The organism is Serratia sp. CMO1 (assembly GCF_015689115.1).
GTDB classification, from domain to species: Bacteria; Pseudomonadota; Gammaproteobacteria; order Enterobacterales; family Enterobacteriaceae; genus Serratia; species Serratia marcescens.
The window spans coordinates 2626593-2649064 of sequence record NZ_CP065032.1 but is presented as its reverse complement, the minus strand read 5'-3'; the positions used below and the strand labels follow the sequence as shown (position 1 = coordinate 2649064).

21 protein-coding genes are annotated in these 22472 nt (G+C 56.0%); 10 read left to right on the top strand and 11 right to left on the bottom strand.

The features are described from left to right. Window positions 1–2 precede the first annotated feature (2 nt). The 3 genes from IT763_RS23360 to IT763_RS12585 all read left to right on the top strand — a co-directional run bounded on the left by IT763_RS23360 (window position 3) and on the right by IT763_RS12585 (window position 3125). Entirely contained in the window at window positions 3–896 is an 894-nt protein-coding gene (locus IT763_RS23360) for a hypothetical protein (protein WP_241005472.1), read from the top strand. A gap of 1162 nt (window positions 897–2058) precedes the next feature. Beyond that, window positions 2059–2430: a hypothetical protein gene (locus IT763_RS12590; protein ID WP_141240937.1), complete on the top strand. Its 372-nt coding sequence runs from the start codon at window positions 2059–2061 to the stop codon at window positions 2428–2430. A gap of 77 nt (window positions 2431–2507) precedes the next feature. Then, a complete protein-coding gene (locus tag IT763_RS12585; RefSeq protein ID WP_176602515.1) occupies window positions 2508–3125 on the top strand; it encodes a hypothetical protein in 618 nt (205 codons plus the stop codon). Between the two features lie 124 nt (window positions 3126–3249). Here IT763_RS12585 and IT763_RS12580 read toward each other — a convergent pair whose 3' ends face one another. The 3 genes from IT763_RS12580 to IT763_RS12570 all read right to left on the bottom strand — a co-directional run bounded on the left by IT763_RS12580 (window position 3250) and on the right by IT763_RS12570 (window position 5849). Then, complete coding sequence (locus IT763_RS12580) at window positions 3250–3498, bottom strand: hypothetical protein (RefSeq protein WP_206195458.1); 249 nt, start codon at window positions 3496–3498, stop codon at window positions 3250–3252. A 174-nt stretch (window positions 3499–3672) separates the two neighbouring features. Then, on the bottom strand, window positions 3673–4839 hold the full coding sequence (locus IT763_RS12575; protein ID WP_223307149.1) for a site-specific integrase: 1167 nt from the start codon (window positions 4837–4839) through the stop codon (window positions 3673–3675). 152 nt (window positions 4840–4991) lie between these two features. Continuing rightward, entirely contained in the window at window positions 4992–5849 is an 858-nt protein-coding gene (locus tag IT763_RS12570) for a DUF6216 family protein (protein WP_143779057.1), read from the bottom strand. A gap of 301 nt (window positions 5850–6150) precedes the next feature. Between IT763_RS12570 and acnA the strand changes: the two genes are divergently transcribed. Continuing rightward, window positions 6151–8823 (top strand): aconitate hydratase AcnA, encoded by a 2673-nt coding sequence (gene acnA / locus IT763_RS12565; RefSeq protein ID WP_206194760.1) that lies wholly within the window; start codon window positions 6151–6153, stop codon window positions 8821–8823. A gap of 56 nt (window positions 8824–8879) precedes the next feature. On the opposite strand, the gene ribA is transcribed toward acnA, so the two are convergent. After that, the gene (gene ribA, locus IT763_RS12560) at window positions 8880–9473 is read right to left on the bottom strand and encodes a GTP cyclohydrolase II (protein ID WP_004930678.1); all 594 of its coding nucleotides are present in this window, start codon (window positions 9471–9473) and stop codon (window positions 8880–8882) included. 279 nt (window positions 9474–9752) lie between these two features. Between ribA and pgpB the strand changes: the two genes are divergently transcribed. The 3 genes from pgpB (at window position 9753) to lapB (ending at window position 12297) form a co-directional block, all read left to right on the top strand. Beyond that, on the top strand, window positions 9753–10517 hold the full coding sequence (pgpB, locus tag IT763_RS12555) for a phosphatidylglycerophosphatase B (RefSeq protein WP_197758325.1): 765 nt from the start codon (window positions 9753–9755) through the stop codon (window positions 10515–10517). A gap of 298 nt (window positions 10518–10815) precedes the next feature. Continuing rightward, entirely contained in the window at window positions 10816–11118 is a 303-nt protein-coding gene (locus tag IT763_RS12550) for a LapA family protein (protein WP_004930650.1), read from the top strand. Between the two features lie 6 nt (window positions 11119–11124). Then, window positions 11125–12297, top strand: coding sequence for a lipopolysaccharide assembly protein LapB (gene lapB, locus IT763_RS12545; RefSeq protein ID WP_016927532.1), 1173 nt, complete (start codon window positions 11125–11127; stop codon window positions 12295–12297). 68 nt (window positions 12298–12365) lie between these two features. On the opposite strand, the gene IT763_RS12540 is transcribed toward lapB, so the two are convergent. Then, entirely contained in the window at window positions 12366–12665 is a 300-nt protein-coding gene (locus IT763_RS12540) for an Arc family DNA-binding protein (protein WP_004930644.1), read from the bottom strand. Between the two features lie 173 nt (window positions 12666–12838). Continuing rightward, window positions 12839–13099, bottom strand: a complete 261-nt coding sequence (locus IT763_RS12535) for a YdgH/BhsA/McbA-like domain containing protein (protein WP_016927533.1) — start codon at window positions 13097–13099, stop codon at window positions 12839–12841. Window positions 13100–13428: 329 nt separating this feature from the next. On the opposite strand from IT763_RS12535, the gene pyrF reads away from it, so the two are divergent. Both pyrF and yciH read left to right on the top strand, forming a co-directional pair. Next, on the top strand, window positions 13429–14157 hold the full coding sequence (pyrF, locus tag IT763_RS12530) for an orotidine-5'-phosphate decarboxylase (RefSeq protein WP_028127463.1): 729 nt from the start codon (window positions 13429–13431) through the stop codon (window positions 14155–14157). Between the two features lie 10 nt (window positions 14158–14167). After that, a complete protein-coding gene (gene yciH / locus IT763_RS12525) occupies window positions 14168–14494 on the top strand; it encodes a stress response translation initiation inhibitor YciH (RefSeq protein ID WP_049299396.1) in 327 nt (108 codons plus the stop codon). A gap of 188 nt (window positions 14495–14682) precedes the next feature. On the opposite strand, the gene osmB is transcribed toward yciH, so the two are convergent. From osmB to IT763_RS12505, 4 genes are all read right to left on the bottom strand, one after another. After that, on the bottom strand, window positions 14683–14901 hold the full coding sequence (osmB, locus tag IT763_RS12520; RefSeq protein ID WP_004945176.1) for an osmotically-inducible lipoprotein OsmB: 219 nt from the start codon (window positions 14899–14901) through the stop codon (window positions 14683–14685). Between the two features lie 271 nt (window positions 14902–15172). After that, a complete protein-coding gene (locus IT763_RS12515) occupies window positions 15173–15919 on the bottom strand; it encodes a DNA-binding transcriptional regulator YciT (RefSeq protein WP_004930631.1) in 747 nt (248 codons plus the stop codon). A 50-nt stretch (window positions 15920–15969) separates the two neighbouring features. After that, window positions 15970–18402: a formate C-acetyltransferase/glycerol dehydratase family glycyl radical enzyme gene (locus tag IT763_RS12510; protein ID WP_049299395.1), complete on the bottom strand. Its 2433-nt coding sequence runs from the start codon at window positions 18400–18402 to the stop codon at window positions 15970–15972. A 4-nt stretch (window positions 18403–18406) separates the two neighbouring features. Continuing rightward, window positions 18407–19306: a glycyl-radical enzyme activating protein gene (locus tag IT763_RS12505; RefSeq protein WP_049299393.1), complete on the bottom strand. Its 900-nt coding sequence runs from the start codon at window positions 19304–19306 to the stop codon at window positions 18407–18409. Window positions 19307–19455: 149 nt separating this feature from the next. On the opposite strand from IT763_RS12505, the gene fsa reads away from it, so the two are divergent. Beyond that, window positions 19456–20121 carry a fructose-6-phosphate aldolase gene (gene fsa, locus IT763_RS12500; RefSeq protein WP_015378028.1) on the top strand — a complete coding sequence of 222 codons (666 nt, stop codon included), beginning with the start codon at window positions 19456–19458 and terminating at the stop codon, window positions 20119–20121. A 48-nt stretch (window positions 20122–20169) separates the two neighbouring features. Here fsa and IT763_RS12495 read toward each other — a convergent pair whose 3' ends face one another. Next, window positions 20170–22236, bottom strand: coding sequence for a carbon starvation CstA family protein (locus tag IT763_RS12495; protein WP_049299390.1), 2067 nt, complete (start codon window positions 22234–22236; stop codon window positions 20170–20172). Window positions 22237–22472 lie beyond the last annotated feature (236 nt).

Below are 22472 nucleotides of genomic sequence, written 5' to 3'. Positions count from 1 at the left end.
CAATGGGAGAATTCTTCGATGGTGGCTTCGGTAGTGCTCTTACCAACGCATTCGACACCATTTCCGCTGCGCTGAACAATAACGCGGATTCGTTCAAGTTCTGGGGTGATTTGGCTGGTAACGTAATCGACGGAGCCACAGACGCCTTCGCATACCTCTATGACACGATCGTATTTGTTGCATCTGTTGGCGGTCATTACCTTGAACAGATGGGGATCTCTTTCGAAGGTCTTAAAGGCTGGGGAGAAATGGCGGCCTACGCATTGGGCGTAACAGCTTTTGCGGGCAGCATGTGGAAGTTGGGCGGGGCGCTGAAGTGGATCATCGGCTTCCTTCACCCACTAACAAAATTGCTTGGTGTGCTGAAGTCAATCAGCGCACTCGGCGGAGTGGAAGCGGCTACCGCTGGCGGTGTTGCTAAGACAGCCTCCAAGACGACAGGCGGCGTTGCCGGGGCGGCCTCTAAGGTCGGCATGGTAGGTAAGGCCGGTAAGCTTCTGGGGCCTCTGGGAACGCTGTATTCAGCATGGGAAGTAGGTCAATCCCAGTTTGGTGATCCAACTGAACGGATCAATCAAGCCAGACTCGACAGTAAGCCTACTAATCCTTGGCTGGAGGCCGCAGGCCGGGCCGCTGGAATGTACCAACTAGCCGACTCTATCGCGCCACCTCCGGCACTCAGACCACAGCCTACAATCGACCTGAGTAGTATTTATTCGGGCAGTGCCTTCATGAACACTTACCGCAATCCTGTTGAAGCTGCAACCCAAAAGCACCAGATCGAAGTAACTTCGGTGGTCAAGGTTCAGGATGGGGCCGTGAAAGGTTTGGTACGTGAAGAGATTGAAGACTTCGACGGACGCCAAATCAACATGATGATCGGCGGTGGACACTAATACAGGTTGGACACTAACAGACAGTTGGTCATTAACACAAAGGGGCTTCGGCCCCTTTCTTTTTGCCTGTAATCCGTCTAAATTTGACCAAAAATAAATAGGGGTTAAAGCCGTTAAATGGTCCACAAGTGCCCAATTAATGAGCCTACTAAACGCCACTATTGCCCAAAATCGGAGGGGGTAGACCTTGCCCAATTGAAGATATAAATATTCCGAAAAACGGATTAACCCTTGTGGGGCGGGCCTTACAGCCGCGTGCAAGTTATTTTGCAGCGAGGTAGAAAAGATAGGGTTCTAAACCAAACACGCTTTTCGCGCTTATTTTTATTTTGCCCAAAAAAGGGCCTGTTTTAGAGCCTAAAGAGGCTCACCAGTCGGCTCCTCCGGGCCTCCTTGGTCTTTGCAGCTGTGTGGCACTACCGCCCGTGCACGGGTGCATCGTACCGATGCAGGGCGTAGCCCCTTGAAGGTAGTCTTGCCGATAAAGAGGCGCAGCCGCGCCCAAAAAGGCGTTTATGAGCCTTACGGCTGAATACGGGGCGAAGTGTCCAAAAGGTCGAATATCGGTATTTTTGGTTAGACTTACCCACAGACTGATCGAGTTATCCACACTCACAATCTTCTCTGTGGAATCTGGCGTGTTCTGCCTCTCGTTGTTGTCTCAGAATTGGCGTAGCGTTACCAAATGACTTGAGATAGAGGAAAGGTAACTGGTTGGGGTTGTTACAAAGGTGCGTTTAAGAGTCATTATGTTAAATTGCTATTCAAAAATCAACCAATCCCCAGATCAAAACCCAGTGTTTACGCGGTCTACGTGGGTAGGGGAGCCTAAAGAGGCTAATCAGCTACGCACCAACTGTGCACCGGGAGCCGGGCAGGCAAGACAGACACGCCAGATCGGTTGGTATCGACTTGTGAGAGATTTAAAGTTTAAGCTATGGATTGTATTTAGATTCAAGATGGATTCAATACGGGGCTGCACAAGAGGTCTGAGAGGGTGTTAGAGAATTACCCCACTGATATTTGAAAATAGCTCGAGAAAAAGGTTCAGGGGGTAGAGAAGGTGTTAAGTAGAGGTATAGGTATGCTAGGATATTTCAAAAGAAGATGTACGGATTTTGAGATCTTTTAAAGGCTTAAATTAGACAAGGAAGGTGTTTTAATGTGTGGAAAATTGACATTAGTAGCTATAATTCTTAGTGTTTATTCTGGATTCACTGCGGCTAAATCAGAATGCAGAAAAATGGCAACACGAGTTGTTCTTGATAGTGATGCTGGACCAATGTTTTTGAAAAACAAAGAGGATTTAAAAGATCTTCAAGATACCATGTATAATTCTGAGGTTCTTTGTAAAAGTATTGTCAAAGCGATAAAGACAGGGAAGGCAAAGGCAGAAAATATACGTATAGGAATGGAGGCGGAATTAAAAGATGCTGAGGAGAAATATCAAAGAGATGGTGACATTGATGCATTGGAGTTTCAAAAAATGTTGGTCCAAGTAACACTAGAATCTGTTAGTATCGCTGAAAAGTGAAGCTTTCTGTAAATATACTCTTCGATTTCTTGTCTTTTTAATACAATGCTCAGCGTTTTATTTAGGTGAGGGACTTTGTGAGAAATAAAATTTGGTCCGTGGTAAAATATGCACTTTTCTTTATTGCTGGTTTCATAACGAATTTTAGCGGCGGATTGAGAAGCATTAGCGATATACCTAACTCGTACGAAGAGTTTAAAAAAACATATCTTTACGACGAGTCATTTCTTAGTGGCAAATGGTCTACTAACTTAGAATACCTAATTGATGGAACTGATAAAGGACTTCTGGTTGGACAACCTGACATCATAATGGCCTTGAATAACGGTAACAGTGGTCAAGTTTATGGTGAGATCCTTAGTGAAAGGATATGCGATGCCATGCCATTAACGTGGGTTATTTCAATAGAAAGTACCTCGCCAAATATATTAAATTTTTTCGTTGATAGAAAATTTATAGTAAAACAGCTACATAATGGGAGTATGGAGACTGTTGCTGAGTTAAGGTTGATCAATGAGGATCGGGAAAAAGGCGTTATAAAACTAAAAAGAGTTAATGATAGCAAGTCTGCCTTTCCCGAGTATATTGTTTTCGGGAAAGACTTGCCAATGTATGAAAACGACGTTAAGAAATTGATAAATTATTGTGCAGGATCATCTGCTAGATTTCTAAAAGAATATCGTTCCAATAGGTGATTTTGCGACCTGTATAAATAAATGGTTAATTATATGGTGTAAATAGTTACTCTTGGTGAAAATGTTCGAGTTATATAACTTAATTAAATGGGGGTAATAGATATTTCCCCCATTAGATAATGCCTTAACGGTTCTTGTTTGCCTGTGAAACTACAGTCCCGGCCAAGCTCTTAGTGAGATCCGCAGAACGTGGATTTTCTAGAGCTGCTGAGGCCTTAGCTTCCATCGCCTTGCCAGTTTGCTTGTTCGTGCTGGACTGGGCCAAGGCTGAGCCGGCTAGGCTCTTTTGGATTGCTGAAGCATTAGGGTTGTTCAGCGTTTGCGCCGCCTTCGAGGCGACTGATTTTGAGGTTTGTTTTGTATTATTTGCCACTTTCATATACCTATTTTTGTTTTGGATACAGATGCCCATATGGTGTTTAGTGAAATCCAAATGCACCATATGTTGTGTTTACTGTATATCCACACAGATGCAAGGTCAAGAGGGTATAGGGGGAGTGGCAGTAAATTTTTCCCCTTACCTGACCGTAGTTAGGTTCTTTCGATTCTAAGTTTTATCTATAGCTTCTCTTAAGCGTTCCAAAGCGCCATCCGAGCGATACACACGATCAGTAGTTGTTTTGTGAGCATGCCCAAGCAGGGCGAACCTAACATAGTCCGAAGCTTCTACATTGCGCAGGCGGTCACTCATTCCGTAACGATAACTATGTGCGGTGACGTCTAAGCCGGTATAGATAGAGCTAACCAATTGAGATGCCCGATCAGGGGTATACGAGAAGGTAGGTTTATCCTCTAAAACTTCCAACGCTATCAGATCATGGTGGATAGGGATGTTTCGCCGCGATGCTTCGTTCTTGATAGTTTTGACTCCATCATCGTTTATAGATATGCACCAAACGCCATCAATCTGACGATAGTCCCTTGGGGTTAGTTGGACGATCTCACTGATTCTGCACCCGGTATAATAGAGCAGTTGTAGCAGCCACCAATTTTGCGATCGTTCTGGAAAGCCGTTAATAGCTTGTTGGTGTTCTGCATTCTTTATACCTCTCCGTGGCTTCAGATTGGTTACCCGTTTGAATCCCATACCGTCGAATGGGGAGCGTGTGAGGTACTCACGCTGAGTAGCTGCGAAGGTGAAAAGACCCGTAACCTTGATGAAGTAGTCATTGCAGGTATTTGGGCTAAACCCTCTATCAATCAGGTGCTGTTTAAAGTCTGACACATCCGATTTACTGATATCGGTGATCAGCCTGTTCCCAATAAGGGTGATGAAGTAGCGACATTTGGCCTCATTCGCAGAGTAAGTTTTACCTCGCCATTCTGCCTTCTGGCACTTCAAATACTCCTCGAGCACCGTTGATAGGGTTAGGCGTTTACGTTTTCGCTTCGGCGCTGCCGCTTTCTTCTCTGTGGGATCGGCTAGGGGGGTTGTTGCCACTGCGGCCAATGCCACGGGAGCATAGCCAACGAGCTGTGCTTTCTGGAGTTGAGTTCGGCAGGCGTACAGCCGCGAACGGATGCTTTCCAACTCCTCATCCTGATGTTGCAGATAGACCATCATCAGGTTACGGGCCATCAGAACAGCCATGAAAGCGTCCCGTGTACTCAATGCGATTTGGATATTGGTGTTTTTGTGGTGCTTGCAGAACACGAATAGCCCGTTTGGACGCTGAAAAACCTGTTTGATTCCTGTTTCGATCCTGTTTGCCATGATCAGTTATACCCCGCAAAGCCTTATGCAGAGCGACACGAAGAAATTGAAGCGATGTTCAAGGACATCAAGCTGCCGATTAAATAAGTTCAGGTTGGTGGCGCGTCGGCCAAAACAGGAGGGGGTGTCCCTCCTGTTTTGTATGCTGCCGCTTACGGCACATCTTGGTTATTCGTCGGGGGTTGAGACTGAGGTAAAGCGTTAGCGTCTTGATTGATACGCTTATCCAACGTTTTGGCCCGTTTGGCGGCGACGATCGTTATAACAGCCAGGTAAAGGAGATAAAGGCTTGATGCCAAAAGCGTCCATCCTATTCTCTTTTGTATTTTTACATCGGCGCGCCGTTCACTGTCATCACCGTTGGTGAGTTTATAACAGATTGATTGTACCTCACTTTCCAATAGACCGACCTCGGCGGCGCGTTGAAAAGCATCACGGGCGCCGCATTGCTCTCGTGTCAGTTCCCATTTTTTGTCTGATATAAACGGAATAAACAGATCTGAGTTTTTCGCATAGTCTTTGCCCAACAGAAAACTGTGCGTGGTCTGTTTGAACTCATACCAGGCTTCATTGGTGATTGTGAGTTTCGTTGCGGCAATGGTAATGAAGTACAAAAGCACGATAGATACAGCAAGGATGGCAAACTCCATCGTGCTTGCCAGCCTAATTTTCTGATCTTTAGGGGTAAATCTGTCCTTTATGCGCCGCAACTCATGCATTGCGACGTCTTTGTTCTTCATCCAACGCAGCGTTGCCTCAATTTCCGTGAGGTTTCTTACCTTGATGCCGTAATGGTAAATAAAGCGATGCACCTCATACTGTTCACTGTCGAATGTTTTGATGCTCTCATACTGGCTGCCCTTACCGCGCAGAACTTTATCCCACAAGAATTTGAGCAGAATATAACCAGAGCGCGTGCGGTAGATAATAATGATAAACAAAATCAACGGTATGAGTGATGTAGCCACGACCATTAGATTTTGGAAGGTTGGATCGATGGTGATATTCAAAATGTGCTCCATGCGCGTGCTTTATTGTCAGAATGTTCAATATCGCTGATGTGTCGGGAAATGCCGATTGAAATTATCGCGCATGTTCGATGAAACCGTTTCATGCTGCTTTGGCGTTTTAGGCAAGGAGCGGCGGTTAAGGTAACTCGCTGACACTCTTCACATTAACTTCTGTGATTGTTCCCGCCTATCGTTGTGATCAAATCGTGTTGTTATCAAAACGTTAACTTGTCTTTGTGGTATCTTTAAACAAGACCTCACTGATTACCCTGTTTTAGTCACAATAAGAAATGGAGGAGCTATGTCGTCCGATCTTCGTGAAACAAGTCTGGATAAGCTGGTTGCGCTGAATAGCGAATATTACTACTACAGTCTGCCGCTGGCGGCGAAGCAGCTGGGTGCTATCGACCGGTTGCCGAAATCGATGAAAGTGCTGTTGGAGAACCTGCTGCGTCATGTGGATGGCGATACCGTGCAGGTTGACGACCTCAAGGCCATCGTCGCCTGGTTGCAAACCGGCCATGCTGACCGTGAGATCGCCTACCGTCCGGCGCGCGTGCTGATGCAGGATTTTACCGGCGTCCCGGCGGTGGTGGATCTGGCGGCGATGCGCGAAGCGGTACGGCGACTGGGCGGCAATGTCGAGCAGGTGAACCCGCTGTCGCCGGTGGATCTGGTGATTGACCACTCGGTTACCGTCGATGAATTTGGCGATAACAACGCCTTCGAAGACAATGTGCGTATCGAAATGCAGCGCAACCACGAGCGCTACACCTTTCTGCGCTGGGGGCAGAAGGCCTTCAACCGCTTCCGCGTGGTGCCGCCGGGCACCGGCATTTGTCACCAGGTTAACCTCGAATACCTTGGCCAAACGGTGTGGCACAGCGACGAAAGTGGCCGCCGCGTGGCCTATCCGGATACGCTGGTGGGCACCGATTCCCACACCACCATGATTAACGGCCTGGGCATCCTCGGCTGGGGCGTGGGCGGCATCGAAGCGGAAGCCGCGATGCTGGGCCAGCCGGTGTCGATGCTGATCCCGGACGTGGTCGGCTTCAAGCTGACCGGCAAGCTCCGCGAGGGCATTACCGCCACCGATCTGGTGCTGACCGTCACCCAAATGCTGCGCAAACACGGCGTGGTCGGCAAGTTCGTCGAGTTTTACGGCGACGGCCTGGCCGATCTGCCGCTGGCCGATCGGGCGACCATCGCCAACATGTCGCCGGAGTTCGGCGCGACCTGCGGCTTCTTCCCGGTGGATGACGTTACGCTCGGCTATATGAAGCTCAGCGGCCGCAGCGCCGAACAAATCGCGCTGGTGGAAGCCTACGCCAAGGCGCAGGGCATGTGGCGCAATCCGGGAGATGAGCCGGTATTCACCAGCTCGCTGGCGCTGGATATGTCGACGGTGGAGGCGAGCCTCGCCGGGCCGAAACGCCCGCAGGATCGCGTGGCGCTGCCGAATGTGCCGCAGGCGTTCAAGGCTGCTACCGAGCTGGATGTCGGCGGTCACAAGGCCAAGACAGACAGCAAAACCTTTACGCTGGACGGGCAGCAGCACGAACTGCGCGACGGCGCAGTGGTGATCGCGGCGATCACCTCCTGCACCAACACCTCCAACCCGAGCGTGATGATGGCGGCCGGCCTGCTGGCGAAAAACGCCGTCAAGAAAGGGCTGCGTAGCAAACCCTGGGTAAAAACCTCGCTGGCGCCGGGTTCCAAAGTGGTGACCGACTACTTCGACAGCGCCAAACTCACCGCCTATCTGGAAGAGCTGGGGTTCAACCTGGTGGGATATGGCTGTACCACCTGTATCGGCAACTCCGGGCCGCTGCCGGATCCTATCGAGCAGGCGATCAAAGAGGGCGATCTGACCGTTGGCGCGGTGCTGTCGGGCAACCGTAATTTCGAAGGGCGCATCCACCCGCTGGTGAAAACCAACTGGCTGGCCTCGCCGCCGCTGGTGGTGGCTTATGCGCTGGCGGGCAGCATGAAGATCGATCTGACCAAAGAGCCGCTGGGCGAGGGTAATGACGGTCAGCCGGTCTATTTGAAGGACATCTGGCCGAGCAGCCAGGACATCGCTCAGGCGGTGGAAGAAGTGCGCACCGAGATGTTCCACAAGGAATACGGCGAAGTGTTCGACGGCGACGCCAACTGGCAGGCGATCCAGGTGACCGGTTCGGCGACCTATCAGTGGCAGGAGGATTCTACCTATATCCGCCATCCGCCGTTCTTCAGCACCATGCAGGTGAAGCCGGATCCGGTGCAGGACATCAAAGACGCGCGCATTCTGGCGATTCTGGCCGACTCGGTGACCACCGACCACATCTCGCCGGCGGGTAACATCAAGCGCGACAGCCCGGCGGGGCGTTACCTGAGCGAGCATGGCGTAGCGCCGCAGGATTTCAACTCCTACGGTTCACGCCGCGGCAACCACGAAGTGATGATGCGCGGCACCTTCGCCAACATTCGCATCCGCAACGAAATGGTGCCGGGCGTGGAGGGCGGCTATACCCGCCATATTCCGTCACAACAGCAGCTGTCTATCTACGACGCCGCCATGCAGTACCAGCAGGAGAAAGTGCCGCTGGCGGTGATCGCCGGTAAAGAGTACGGTTCCGGCTCCAGCCGCGACTGGGCGGCGAAGGGGCCGCGCCTGCTGGGCGTGCGGGTGGTGATTGCCGAATCCTTCGAGCGTATTCACCGCTCTAACCTGATCGGCATGGGGATTTTGCCGCTGGAGTTCCCGCAGGGGGTGACGCGCAAAACCCTGGGGCTGACCGGGGATGAGCAGATCAGCGTTGGCGGCCTGCAACAGCTGCAGCCGGGCCAGACGGTGCCGGTGCACATCACCTATGCCGACGGGCGCAAGGAAGTGGTCGACACCCGGTGCCGCATCGATACCGGCAATGAGCTGACTTACTACGAAAACGACGGTATCCTGCACTATGTGATCAGGAAAATGCTGTAATTAATCAATAAAAAGGGCGCCGTAAGGCGCCCTGATTGTTTCCGCGGCGGTGGCGATCACTTCTGGTCGAGCAAATGGCCCATTTTGGCGGCCTTGGTGGCCAGATAGCGTTCGTTCTTCGGGTTGCGACCGACGATCAACGGCACGCGTTCGCTGATATTGATACCGGCTTCGGTCAGGATCTCGACCTTTTTCGGGTTGTTGGTCAGCAAACGCACCGCGTCGACGCCCAGCAGTTTGAACATGTCGGCACACAGGGTGAAGTCGCGCTCGTCGGCGGCGAAGCCGAGCTGGTGATTGGCTTCCACGGTGTCTGCGCCCTTATCCTGCAGGGCGTAGGCGCGGATCTTGTTCAACAGGCCGATATTGCGGCCCTCCTGGCGATGATAAAGCAGGATGCCGCGGCCTTCTTCCGCAATCTGCTCCAGTGCGGCTTCCAGTTGAAAACCGCAGTCGCAGCGCAGGCTGAACAACGCGTCGCCGGTCAGGCATTCGGAATGCACGCGTGCGAGCACCGGCGCTTCGCCGGAAATATCACCGAATACCAGTGCCAGATGGTCATGTCCGGTCGCCAGTTCTTCGAATCCTACCATCAGGAAATCGCCCCAAGGTGTCGGCAGTTTAGCCTCTGCCACCCGTTTCAGCTGCATGTCACTCTCCACAAAAACCTACGATTCAATCATTGTCGCGCATCCTAAGTCCGGTTCAGTAAATTGACCAAGACTAAAACGTGCTACGCCGATCTCTATTTCGTTAATTATCGGCTATTTTGCCACAACTTCTTGCCGGGCGGTGCTCAGCAAACCAGCAGATGGCGTTTTCTGGCCACCTATTATTGCGATAGGTTTCCTATCTGTTTAATTTTTCGCGTGTTATCAATATTGCACTCTTGTTACACTGCAGCCTGATTCACGCAGAGGAAAACGGGAATGTATGAGATAGCAAAACGTACGGCGGGCGGCGCGCTGCTGCTGCTGTTGATGCCGCTGGTCGTATGGGCATCCGGCTGGCATTGGCAGCCCGGCGGCAATGAACGGCTGCTCAAAGCGCTGTTCTGGGTGACCGAAACCGTGACCTCGCCGTGGGGCATTCTGACCAGCGCTATCCTTTGCGGTTGGTTTTTGTGGTGCCTGCGCTTTCGGCTGAAAGCGGCCATCGGTCTGGCGATCCTGCTTTCCGCCGCGTTGGTGATTGGGCAGGGGGTCAAGTCGTTGATCAAGGATCGGGTGCAAGAACCGCGGCCGTTTGTGGTATGGCTCGAGCAAACCCACGGCGTGGACGGAAAATATTTCTATTCGCTGCATCGTAAAGAGCGCAGCGCGCTGGTGCGCGAGCAACTGCAAGACCAGACGCTGGTGCCGAACTGGCTGCGCAAGCACTGGCAGTTTGAAACCGGCTTCGCTTTCCCGTCGGGGCATACGATGTTCGCCGCCACTTGGGCGCTGCTGGGCGTAGGATTGCTGTGGCCGCGCCGCCATTATAAAACCGTCGCGCTGCTGATGGTGTGGGCAACGGGGGTGATGGGCAGCCGTCTGCTGCTGGGCATGCACTGGCCGCGCGATCTGGCGATGGCTACGCTGATCAGTTGGCTGCTGGTGGTGATCACCTGCTGGCTGGCGCAGCGCTGGTTCGGTCCGCTGACGCCGCCGCCAAAAGAGCAGCAGGAAATCGCGGCGCGCAAGCCGGAGATATGATCGATATGTGACCGCGTCACAAAATAGGCGGCATCGGACCGGTGCCGCATTAACCGCTTACATTTTCCTGCCATTGCAATTCGCCCGGTTGCCCCCATATCCTTATAAATTCGACGTTTTGAGAAGCTTTCTCATCAATTTGTTCGCTAAGACCGTTTACTGCCGAATATGCCAGCAGATATGTGGTTTTATCGTGCGGCAGGGTTTCCCTGCCGCAGCGGGAAATGCTAACTTAAGGGTTAGGGACGCCACATTTTGGCATCGTTTATCCGATTCACTCGGCATCGCGGGAAAGAATGTGAAATATTTGCTGATTTTTTTGTTGGTTCTGGTGATCTTCGTGATTTCCGTCACCTTGGGTGCGCATAACGATCAGGTGGTCAATTTTAACTATCTGGTTGCGCAGGGGGATTATCGCGTATCGACCCTGTTGGCCACGCTGTTTGGCGCCGGTTTCGTTCTCGGCTGGATCATTTGCGGCCTGTTCTACCTGCGTACGCGTATTGCGCTGGGTCGCGCCGAGCGCAAAATCAAAAGGCTGGAGCTGCAGCTTGAGCAGCCCGCAGAACCGGCGGCTCAGCCTGTTGTCAGCAAGGAATAATCCTCTATGTTAGAACTGCTGTTTCTGTTGCTGCCCGTGGCTGCCGCGTACGGTTGGTACATGGGGCGCAGAAGCGCTCAGCAGGATAAACAGCAAGAAGCCAACCGCCTGTCGCGCGAATATGTGGCAGGGGTGAACTTTCTGCTTTCCAACCAGCAGGACAAGGCGGTCGATCTGTTCCTCGACATGTTGAAAGAGGACAGCAACACCGTTGAAGCCCACCTGACGCTGGGTAACCTGTTCCGCTCGCGCGGCGAAGTCGACCGCGCCATCCGCATCCATCAGGCCTTGATGGAAAGCGCCTCTCTGACCTTCGAACAGCGCCTGCTGGCGGTGCAGCAACTGGGCCGCGACTATATGGCGGCCGGGCTGTACGATCGCGCGGAAGACATGTTCAGCCAGTTGACTGACGAAGCGGATTTTCGCGTCTCGGCGCTGCAGCAACTGCTGGTGATCCATCAGGCGACCAGCGACTGGCAGAAAGCGATCGACGTGGCGGAAAAGCTGGTCAAGCTGGGCAAAGAGAAGCAACGCGTCGAGATCGCGCACTTTTACTGTGAGTTGGCGCTGCAGGCGATGGGCAGCGACGATCTCGATCGGGCGATGAGCCTGCTCAAACGGGCGGCCGCCGCCGATAAACAGTGTGCGCGCGTGTCCATCATGTTCGGGCGCATCTACATGGCGCAAAACGACTACGCCAAAGCGGCAGAGTCGCTGCAACGCGTTCTGAGCCAGGATAAAGAGTTGGTCAGCGAGACGCTGCCGATGCTGCAGGAATGCTACACGCATCTGCCGGAACAACAGCACAACTGGGCTGAATTCCTGAAGCGCTGCGTGGAAGAGAATACCGGCGCCACCGCCGATCTGATGCTGGCCGAGATTATCGAGCAGCACGAAGGGCGCGACGTGGTGCAGGTCTATATCAACCGCCAGCTGCAACGCCATCCGACCATGCGGGTGTTTTACCGGCTGATGGATTATCACCTGGCGGACGCCGAAGACGGCCGGGCGAAAGAGAGTCTGCTGCTGTTGCGCGATATGGTCGGCGAGCAAATTCGCACCAAGCCGCGTTACCGCTGCCACAAATGCGGCTTCACCGCGCACTCGCTCTATTGGCATTGCCCGTCGTGCCGCGCCTGGTCATCGGTTAAACCGATCCGCGGTCTGGACGGCCAATAATGCGGCGGGGCGACAAAACAAAACGGGGCGATTTATCGCCCCGTTTTTTATGTTCGTCTGTTCGTCGCTTATTTTTTCTTGCCGCCTTTGGCGCCGGTTTTCAACAGCTGGCGGAGTTTCTTCAGCTCTTTCTGGCTCAGCGGCTGTTCAATTTCTTCTTCGGTGCTTTGATTGTCGATCTCGCCGTGGTGCAGGTCATCCGCCTTTTTGGCCGGTTTTTCTGCTTTGGTGGCGGGCGCGCTGAAACTGCTTTCCAGGCGCTGGCACACTTCCACGCTCAACGAAAATTCGTTTTCAGCGGCGGCGGCGCGGATTTTTTCCTTGAGTTCCAGAGGAATTTTAATGGTAAGTGTCGATATCTCGCTCATTTTGAAAGCCTTTCTGCAGGAAGATGCCTTCAAGCTAAGCCACTGGCGATCGGGTGTCTAGTGTGTAATAAAAATTTAATATTTATGTAACAAATGAGGGCGGGGCAAACGCGGGTTTTTTTAGGCGAGAAACAGAGGCAGGGCCCGAGCGTGCGGGCCCTGTACCGGAAACATTATTTGTAGATGATCGCGGTGCCGCTCAGCATGTTGTTACCGCCGGCGGAGATGATGCGGTAGCTACTGGCGCCCTGAGCGTCGGCTTTAGCGGCCAGCTTTTTTTCCAGGCTGCTGAGGGTGGTCGCGTGGCCTGCGGAAACGATGCCGGTGGCGGTCAGGTTATCGGCCTGCTGGCTATTGATCGGTTCAGCGGCGAAAGTGGCGAAAGAGGTCAGTGCGATAGCGGCAGCGGTTGCAAAATATTTGATGGTTTTCATAGGTGACTCCAGTCTGTTTATTTAGGAAGGAAGCCATTCGCTTCCGATGGGTTGAATAATAAAGCATCTACGTCGATTGAAAATCTGATAATGCTGAGTAATTCATTCAAAATATCTGATCAACAATTTACGCATCTTTACGGCGTTTTACGCTGCGTGGTTTATCGCTAACGCGCTTTCGTTGACGCGCCATGACAAAGGTGAGCGGTAACATGACAGAGCGCCGGTGCGCGCTGCGGCTGGGATTTCTGGCCTTCGGCATGTAGAATGCGGCGGTCAGTTTCGCGGGTGAGTCCCTGATTATGTCTATTTTACAGAAGGTAGAAGAAATGAAGTCTGAAAATAACACTAATAACAATGACTTAAAATCATCTCCAATCGTTGTGGCGTTAGATTACGCCGATAAGAACGCCGCGCTGGCGTTCGCCGACCGTATCGATCCGCAAGACTGCCGGCTGAAAGTGGGCAAAGAAATGTTCACGCTGTTTGGGCCGCAATTGGTGCGCGATCTGCATGGGCGCGGCTTCGACGTATTTCTTGACCTGAAATTCCACGATATTCCCAATACCACCGCGCATGCGGTCGCGGCGGCGGCCGAACTGGGCGTTTGGATGGTCAACGTCCATGCCAGCGGCGGCGCGCGCATGATGACCGCCGCTAAAGAAGCGCTGGCGTCATTCGGGGCGGATGCGCCGCTGTTGATTGCCGTGACGGTGTTGACCAGCATGGAAGCAGAAGACCTGCGCGGCATCGGCATTGAGGCCAGCCCGGCGGAACACGCCGAGCGCTTGGCGCGTCTGACCCGCGACTGCGGGCTGGACGGCGTGGTGTGTTCGGCACACGAAGCGCAGCGGCTGAAGGCGGCCTGCGGGCAGGCTTTCCAACTGGTTACGCCGGGGATCCGCCCAGAAGGCAGCGCGGCGGGCGATCAGCGCCGTATTATGACGCCGGTGCAGGCGCAGGCCGCCGGCGTGGACTACATGGTGATTGGGCGTCCGATCACCCAATCTGCCGATCCGGCCGCGACGCTGCGCGCGATCCGCGCCTCTTTGGCCTGAGGAACCGCCGATGAATGACGATAACAGCCGCCTGGTGTATTCCACGGACACCGGCCGCATCAAGCAGGAAGAGGTTAAACCGCAACGCGCCAAGGGCGACGGCATCGTGCGCATCCAGCGTCAGACCAGCGGCCGCAAGGGGAAGGGCGTATGCCTGATCGCCGGCGTCGATCTGGATGATGTTGCGCTCGACAAACTGGCGGCCGAGCTGAAAAAGAAATGCGGCTGCGGCGGTTCGGTGAAAGACGGGGTCATCGAGATCCAGGGCGATAAACGCGATCTGCTCAAGCAACTGCTGGAAGCCAAAGGCATGAAGGTCAAACTGGCGGGCGGTTGAGGTGAATCGCCATGCCGCGGTGCAATGCCGTGGCATGGCTTGAGGTTGTTGCTGCCGGGGATTAGCCCGTTAACGGCAAAAGAACCATAGACTTAAAGTAAAACAGACCTGAAATCATCGTTATTGGTTAATACGTCAAAGCGCCAAAGCGCTTTTGCCAGCCTGTCGGCCGAGGGCGCTCGGTCAGGTTATTTACCAACCTGGTGACCGATAATGCCCCCTACCGCAGCCCCGCCCAGCGTACCCAACGCGCTGCCGTCTGTCAGCACTGCGCCGCCGACTGCACCTGCGCCGGCACCGATAGCGGTGTTGCGATCGCGTTTGGACATGTTGGAACAGGCACTGAGTGAAAACGCCAGAGTCAGTGCCAGAGCGGCGGTGGCGAAACGTTTATTGATAATCATCATAATGACTTCTCCTTAGCATTGGCTATATGGAAGTGCCCTATAAGTATAGGCGTTAACCATAAATCAGGCCTGCTGTTGATTCCCGTACAGTATCGATATAAAAAATGGCATTTTTTGTTAACGGCCGAATAATTAGCAGGTTACGGCCCAAAAGTCGCCGAAACTGAGTATAGGTTTCTCGGGAAGGATAAACAGGTAAATAGTCTTAAAATCCTGCGGTGCAAGGGGAAAGACGCGCGGCGTGGCCCGCGCGGTGCGGCGGTGATCTGCGTTATTCGTTGACCAATTCCACCTGTACGCCCTGACGTTTCAGCTGATGCTGATACTCCAGCGCCAAACGCGAATCGGTGATCACCCGGCTGATTTGCCCCGGCTGCGCCAGCGGGTTAGGCTGGATCTGGCCGAATTTGCTGGAATCCGTCAGCACGATATTCTCCACGCCCTTGGCCAGCACCGCGCTGACCACGTCGGCGCGCATCATGTCGCGGCCGGTAAAGCCGGTTTCGGCCTGAAAGCCGTCAATGCCGATAAACGCCTTGTTGAAATGCACCTGCTGAATGCACAGCCGCGTGAGCGGGCCGACCACGGTCTCGCTTTTCTTCTGGTACATGCCGCCCAGCACAATCACGTCGCAGTCGGTTTCTTTCAGCAGGTTGGCGATGTAGTGGCTGACGGTGATCAGCGTAATGCGCTTGCGTTCGGCGATGTAGCGCGCCAGCAGGGCGTTGGCGCTGCCGCTCTCGATAAAGATCGTCTCGCCGTCGTTGACCTGCGCGGCGGCGTATTGCGCCAGCCGCTGCTTGAGGGTGAAATTGGACATCATGCGGGCGTCGACGTCATCACTCTCCAACGCCACGGCGGAGCCGTGCACCCGCTTCAGATAACTGCGCTTTTCCAGCAGGTTGAGATCCTGCCGGATGGTGACTTCCGAGACGCCCGAGGCGCGCGCCAGCTCATTGACGCTGATCCGCCGGCGATCGTTAACCAACTGCAATATGGTCTGTTGTCGTAAATTCATATCGGCCTGATGATGCGGCCGCCAAGGCGCGGCCGCTAAGAGTCAAAGGTTTAAAGAGTATGTTCTGTGCGCGCAATAATATCATCCTGCGCCTCAGGGGATAATGCGGTAAAGAAGGCGGAATAGCCAGCTACGCGAACCACTAAATCACGATATTGGTCAGGGTGTTGCTTCGCCGCCAGCAGCGTTTCGCGCGACACGATGTTGTACTGCACATGCCAGCCGCGGTAGCTCTCGAAGAAGGTGCGCAACATCAGCATCAGCTTTTCCCGATCGCGCGGGTTGTCCAGCGTCGCCGGGTTCAGCTTTTGGTTGAGCAGCACGCCGCCGAGGATCGCCTCGGTCGGCAACTTGGCGAGCGAATTGAACACCGCCGTCGGCCCCAGGTGGTCGGTGCCGGACGCCGGACTGGCGCCTTCCGCCAGTGGCGCGTGCGCCTTACGTCCATCGGGCGTGGCCAGAGTGGCGGCGCCGAAGGGCACGTTGGCCGAAATCGACGAGGTGCCGGCGTAGTAACCGCCGCCGATCGGCCCGCGGCCGAAGCGGGTGTTGCGATACTGCTTCAGTTCTTCGATATAGGTTTGGTAGGCGCGCACCAGCAGCCGATCGACCTCGTCCACATCGTTGCCGTATTTGGGCGCGGCGTTGAGCAGCCGCTGGCGCAGCTGCTCGCCATCCAGCCCGGCGAAGTCGTCGGCCAGCGCGGTCGCCAGCTGCTGCTGGCCGATCGCCCCCTGGTCGAACACCAGTTTGCGCACCGCCGCCAGGCTGTTGCCCAGGTTGGCGATGCCGACCTGCAGGCCGGAAACCCAATCGTATTTGGCGCCGCCTTGCTTGATGCTTTTACCGCGTTCGATGCAGTCATCCACCAGCGCGGAACAGAGGATATCGTGGGCATTCTCTTCCAGCACGCTGTCCACCACGCATTCGATCTCGATCGACTTGCGCGTGTAGTAGCGGATTTGCCGATCCCAGGTGGCTAAGACCTGCTCGAAATCGACGAAGTTTCCTTTGGACAGCGCTTGTTCCTGCGGCATGAATATTTGCCCGGAGGTGGCGTCACGGCCCTGTTCCAGCGCTGCCAGCAGCACGCGGGCGAAGTTGATGAAGCTCATGCCGGTGCAACGATAGCCCCATTTGCCGCCGACGGCGGTCTCGATGCAGCCAATGGCGGCGTAGTCGTAGGCGTCTTGCGGCTCAACCCCCAGCTTGATGAATTCGGGAATGACGATTTCGTCGTTGTTGAACGCCGGCATGCCGAAACCGCAGCGGATCACCTGCACGCAGGCGTCGAGGAAGTCGGCGCTCATCCCGGCATGGTAACGCACGCTGAGGTTGGGCTGGGTGGAGCGCAGGCGGCCGCAGGACTCGAGAATGGCGTAGGACAGCGGGTTGACCGCATCGCACGGCCGGCCGTCGATCAGCTTCTGTCCGCCGATGGTGACGTTCTGGTACAGCGGGCTGCCGGCGGAAGCCTTGGAATGCGAGCCGGAGCGGATCTTGTTGACCTCCAGCAGCTTCAGCCAGCAGCTGTGCAACAGCTCGATGGCGTCTTCTCGCGCCAGCTTTTGCTCCAGCTCCACGTCACGCCGATACCAGGGATAGAGGTATTGATCGAGGCGGCCAAAGGAAACCGAATGGCCGTTGGATTCGATCTGCAACGTCAGCTGGATGAAATAGCACAGCTGCAGCGCCTGCCAGAAGGTTTGCGGCGGGCGATGGGCGATCTGTTCACAGTTATCCGCGATGGCCAGCAGCTCGGTACGCCGGCCAGTGCGCGGTTCGTTTTGCGCCATGTCGCGCGCCAGGCGGGCGAAGCGCAGGATGTGTTCGCTCAGCGCCGCCAGCACGATGTCGATAGCGTTGAGAAACTGTGCTTTGTGCAGGTCTTCCCACTCGGTCAGGCGCAGGCGGCTGCGGCGCGCGTTCACTTTTTCACGCAGGCCGTCGAGACCTAGCGCCAGCAACAGCGGGAAGTTGACCGCCAGGTGAGCATCGCCGGAGGTCATGTTGCCCTCGGCCTTGATGATGCCGGTGGCCAGCAGCGCTTTTTGCTCGTCGGTGAACATGCCGTAGCAGCGATCCTGCACCGTTTGGCCGCGCCACCAGGGGCACAGGCGATGCAAAATCGCCTTGTTCTCTTCGCTGACCGAAAAACCGGCGCCCGGCCGGTCGGCCAACTGGTCTATTTCGTTTTCTATCCAGCCGACGGTGTATTCGGGGAAGATCGGCGCGGCGCGCAGTTCGCTGGCCTGGTTGCCGACGATCAACTCGTCGTTGGCGATCCAGATGGTGCGTTTCGCCAGGTGGTTAGCCAGCGCCAGCGCGCGGCGCACCGGCAGCGGCTTGTCCTGATGCTGTTGATAGGCTTCGGTATAGTGCTGTGCTCGTTCGGTGCACACCGGCGGTTTGACGATGTGAATCAGCGCGTTCTTATGCGCCTGAATGCGGGCGCTGAGGGTGGTCAAATCCAACGTGGTCATGGCGTTATCCTCGCAAAATGGCGGTCAGGCCTTTGGCGCCGGCATAGTCTTCGGCGAAGGCCAGCAGATCGGGCGCGTCCAGCGGCGTGCGGGCGGCACGGTAGGGCTCGCCGAGCAGGTGGTACTTGTTGATGCCCAGCGTGTGGTACGGCAGAAAGTGGATCTCCGACACGCCGATCTCGTCGGCGGCGAAGTCGACGATCGCACGGACAGAGCGACGATCGGCGTTGAAATCGGGGATCAGCGGCACGCGCACGGTCATTGGCACGCCGTGCGCCGCCAGCCGGCGGAAATTGTTCATCACCCGGCGGGCGGAGCCGCCGGTCCAGGCTCTAAAGCGCGCTTCGTCGGTGTGTTTGAGATCGGCCAACAGCAGATCCAGCCACGGCAGCGAAGGCGCGATGTAACGCCATGGAACGTGCAGGCAGGATTCGACGGCGGTGTGGATGCCGGCTTCGCGGCCGCGCCGTAGCAGTTCCGCTGCAACCTCCGGCTGCATAAAGGGTTCGCCGCCGGACAGCGTTAAACCGCCGCCGCTGCGCAGGTAGAAAGGCTTATCCCGCATCACCTCGGCCATGATATCGTCGGGGTTGACCGGGCTGCCGCACAGGCTGAGCGCGCCGGTCGGGCAGGCGGCGGCCAGCGCCGCGTAGTCGTTTGCGCTGATGACTTCACGCTGCAGCGTCAACGCCTCTTCGTCACGCTGCAGGCCTTGCGGGCAGCGCTCGGCGCACAGCGTGCAGCCGCTCAGGCACAGGCGTTCGTCAAACAGCAGGTCTGCATGGCGCGAGCGGCTTTCCGGGTTCTGACACCAGCGGCAGCTCAGCGGGCAGCCTTTTAAAAAGACCACGCTGCGGATGCCGGGGCCGTCATGGGTCGAGTAGCGCTGCAGATTGAAGAACATGAGTCACCCGTTTGGCGTTGCTGAATCTTTCGCCATTAAAGGTGTTTCGAATGAAAGTTGAATTGATTTTGATCAAAGGTTGGCAGTTTTTTTGCCCTATGATGATCAGAGTTTGAGTCCGCCCACAGAACATGACACAGGAGTCCGTGATGGAGCTTTATCTCGATACCGCCGATGTGACCGCGGTAAAACGCCTGGCGCGCATTCTGCCGCTGCACGGCGTCACCACCAACCCGAGCATCGTGGCGAAGGAAGGCAAGCCGATCTGGGAAGTGCTGCCCGCGCTGCGCGACGCCCTCGGCGGCACCGGCAAGCTGTTTGCGCAGGTGATGGCGGCCGATGCGGAACGTATGGTGGCGGAGGCGGCGCTGCTCAGCCAGCGGGTACCGGGGTTGGTGGTCAAGATCCCGGCAACCGCCGAAGGGTTGGCGGCGATCAAGAAACTCAAAACGATGTCCATCCCGACGCTGGGCACGGCGGTATACGGCGCCGGGCAAGGGCTGTTGGCGGCATTGGCCGGTGCGGAATATGTGGCGCCTTACGTCAACCGCGTGGACGCGCAGGGCGGCGACGGCATCGAAATGGTGCACGAGCTGCAGCAGCTGTTGAGCCTGCATGCGCCGTCGGCGCAGGTGCTGGCCGCCAGCTTCAAAACGCCGCGCCAGGCGCTGGAGTGCTTGCTCGCGGGCTGTCAGGCCATCACGCTGCCGGTGGACGTGGCGGAGCAGTTCCTGAATGCGCCGGCCGTACAGGCCGCGGTCGAGAAGTTCGAGCAGGATTGGCAGGGGGCGTTCGGCTCGACGCTGTTAGGCTAAAGCCAGTAAAAAGGGCGCCGCGGCGCCCTTGCTTGATGCTCGGTTCGTTTAGCCGCGGCCGGTCTCCTCCCGCAGCGCGGCGCTCACCTCGTGCGCCGTCGGTTGTTCGGAACGCAGCGCCCTGCGGATCGCGAAGAAGGCGGCGATCAGCATGGTCACCGCCACCAGCATAAAGAACCCGCACAGCGCGGCGTTGATCTGGTTGCTGAACACGATGGTCTCCATGTCCTTCAGCGACTTGGCCGGCGCAATGATCGTGCCTTGCTCGATGCCGGTTGAAAATTTCTTCGCCTGCGCCAGGAAACCGATACTCGGTTTTTCATGGAAGATCTTCTGCCAGCCGGCGGTCATGGAGGTTACGAACAGCCAGGCGGTCGGCAGAATGGTGACCCAGGCGTAGCGCTGCTTCTTCATCTTGAACAGCACCACGGTGCCGAGGATCAGCGCCATCGACGCCAGCATCTGGTTGCCGATGCCGAACAGCGGCCACAGGGTATTGATGCCGCCGAGCGGATCGACCACGCCTTGATACACGAAGAAGCCCCAGCCGGCTACCGCCACCGTGGTGCCCGCCAGGTTGCCGAACCAGGAGCGGTTGTTGGCCAACTGCGGCACCGCCACGCCTACCAGATCCTGCACCATAAAGCGGCAGGCGCGGGTGCCGGCGTCGACGGCGGTCAGGATGAACAGCGCTTCGAACAGAATGGCGAAGTGGTACCAGAACGCCATCATCGCCCGGCTGTTGAACACCTCACTGATGATGTGCGCCATGCCCACGGCGAAGGTCGGGGCGCCGCCGGCGCGCGACAGTATCGAATTCTCACCCACCTCTTTGGCGATCAGCGCCAGCGTTTCCGGTGTGACGATAAAGCCCCAGCTGTTAATGACCTGCGAAGCATTTTCCACCGTGGTGCCGATCAGCGCCGCCGGCGAGTTCATGGCGAAGTAAACGCCCGGATCCAGCACCGAGGCGCAGATCAGCGCCATGATGGCGACGAAAGACTCCATCAGCATGGCGCCGTAACCGATAAAGCGAATGTGGCTTTCGCGCTCCACCAGTTTGGGCGTGGTGCCGCTGGAAACCAGCGCGTGGAAGCCGGAAATGGCGCCGCAGGCGATGGTGATGAACAGGAATGGGAACAGGGCGCCGGCGAACACCGGGCCGCTGCCGTCGATAAAGCGCGAAACCGCCGGCATTTTCATCTCCGGCATGGCGAAGACGATGCCGATGGCCAGACCGATGATGACGCCGATCTTCATAAAGGTCGAAAGGTAGTCGCGCGGCGCCAGCAGTAGCCACACCGGCAGCACCGAGGCGACGAAGCCGTAGATCACCAGCACCCAGGTCAGGGTGGTGCCGTGCAGCGTGAAGAACGGCCCCCAGTAGGGATCTTGCGCCACGTTGCCGCCGTAAACGATCGCCAGCAGCATCAGCACGAAGCCGATCACTGAGATTTCAGCGATTTTGCCCGGCCGGATAAAGCGCATGTAGACGCCCATGAACAGCGCGATCGGGATGGTGGCGGCGATGGTGAACAACCCCCACGGGCTGTCGGCCAGCGCCTTCACCACCACCAGCGCCAGCGCCGACAGGATGATGATCATCACCCCCAGCGCGCCGAGCATGGTAATCACCCCGGCGAACGCCCCCAGCTCTTGCTTGGCCATCTCCCCCAGCGAACGTCCGTCGCGGCGGGTGGAGATGAACAGCACCAGAAAATCCTGCACCGCGCCGGCCAACATAACGCCGACCAGGATCCAGATGGTCCCCGGCAGGAAGCCCATCTGCGCGGCCAGGATGGGCCCCACCAGTGGCCCGGCGCCGGCGATGGCGGCGAAGTGGTGGCCGAACAGCACCCATTTGTTGGTGGGCACGTAGTCCAGGCCGTCGTTGTGGCGTTCGGCCGGGGTAAGACGGCGGTCATCCAGTTCAAAGACCTTGTCGGCGATGAACCGGCTGTAGAAGCGGTAGGCGATGCTGTAGCAGGCGACGGCGGCGACCACCAGCCAGACGGCGTTGACGTGTTCGCCGCGGCTGAGCGCCAGCATGGCGAAGGCGAAAGCGCCGACCAACGCCACCAGCAGCCAGATAAGTCCGGACCTGATGTTTTTCATGAAACAACTCCTTGGCGTACAGAGGTAGAAATTGACGTTGTTATTAGGGATGACGTTTTAACAGTAGAAGTTTTGCCGCTGAACCGCGGCAGGTCGGATGAGAAATGTGAAGCAGGTGGGGTTTTGGTGTAAAAACAAGGCGATGAAACGCCGTTGGCGCAGGCTGCCGCCCACGCATTTCCGAACAGATTTTCATTCTGCACTTTTACTGCGCATGCAGCGAATCATCGCCGTTT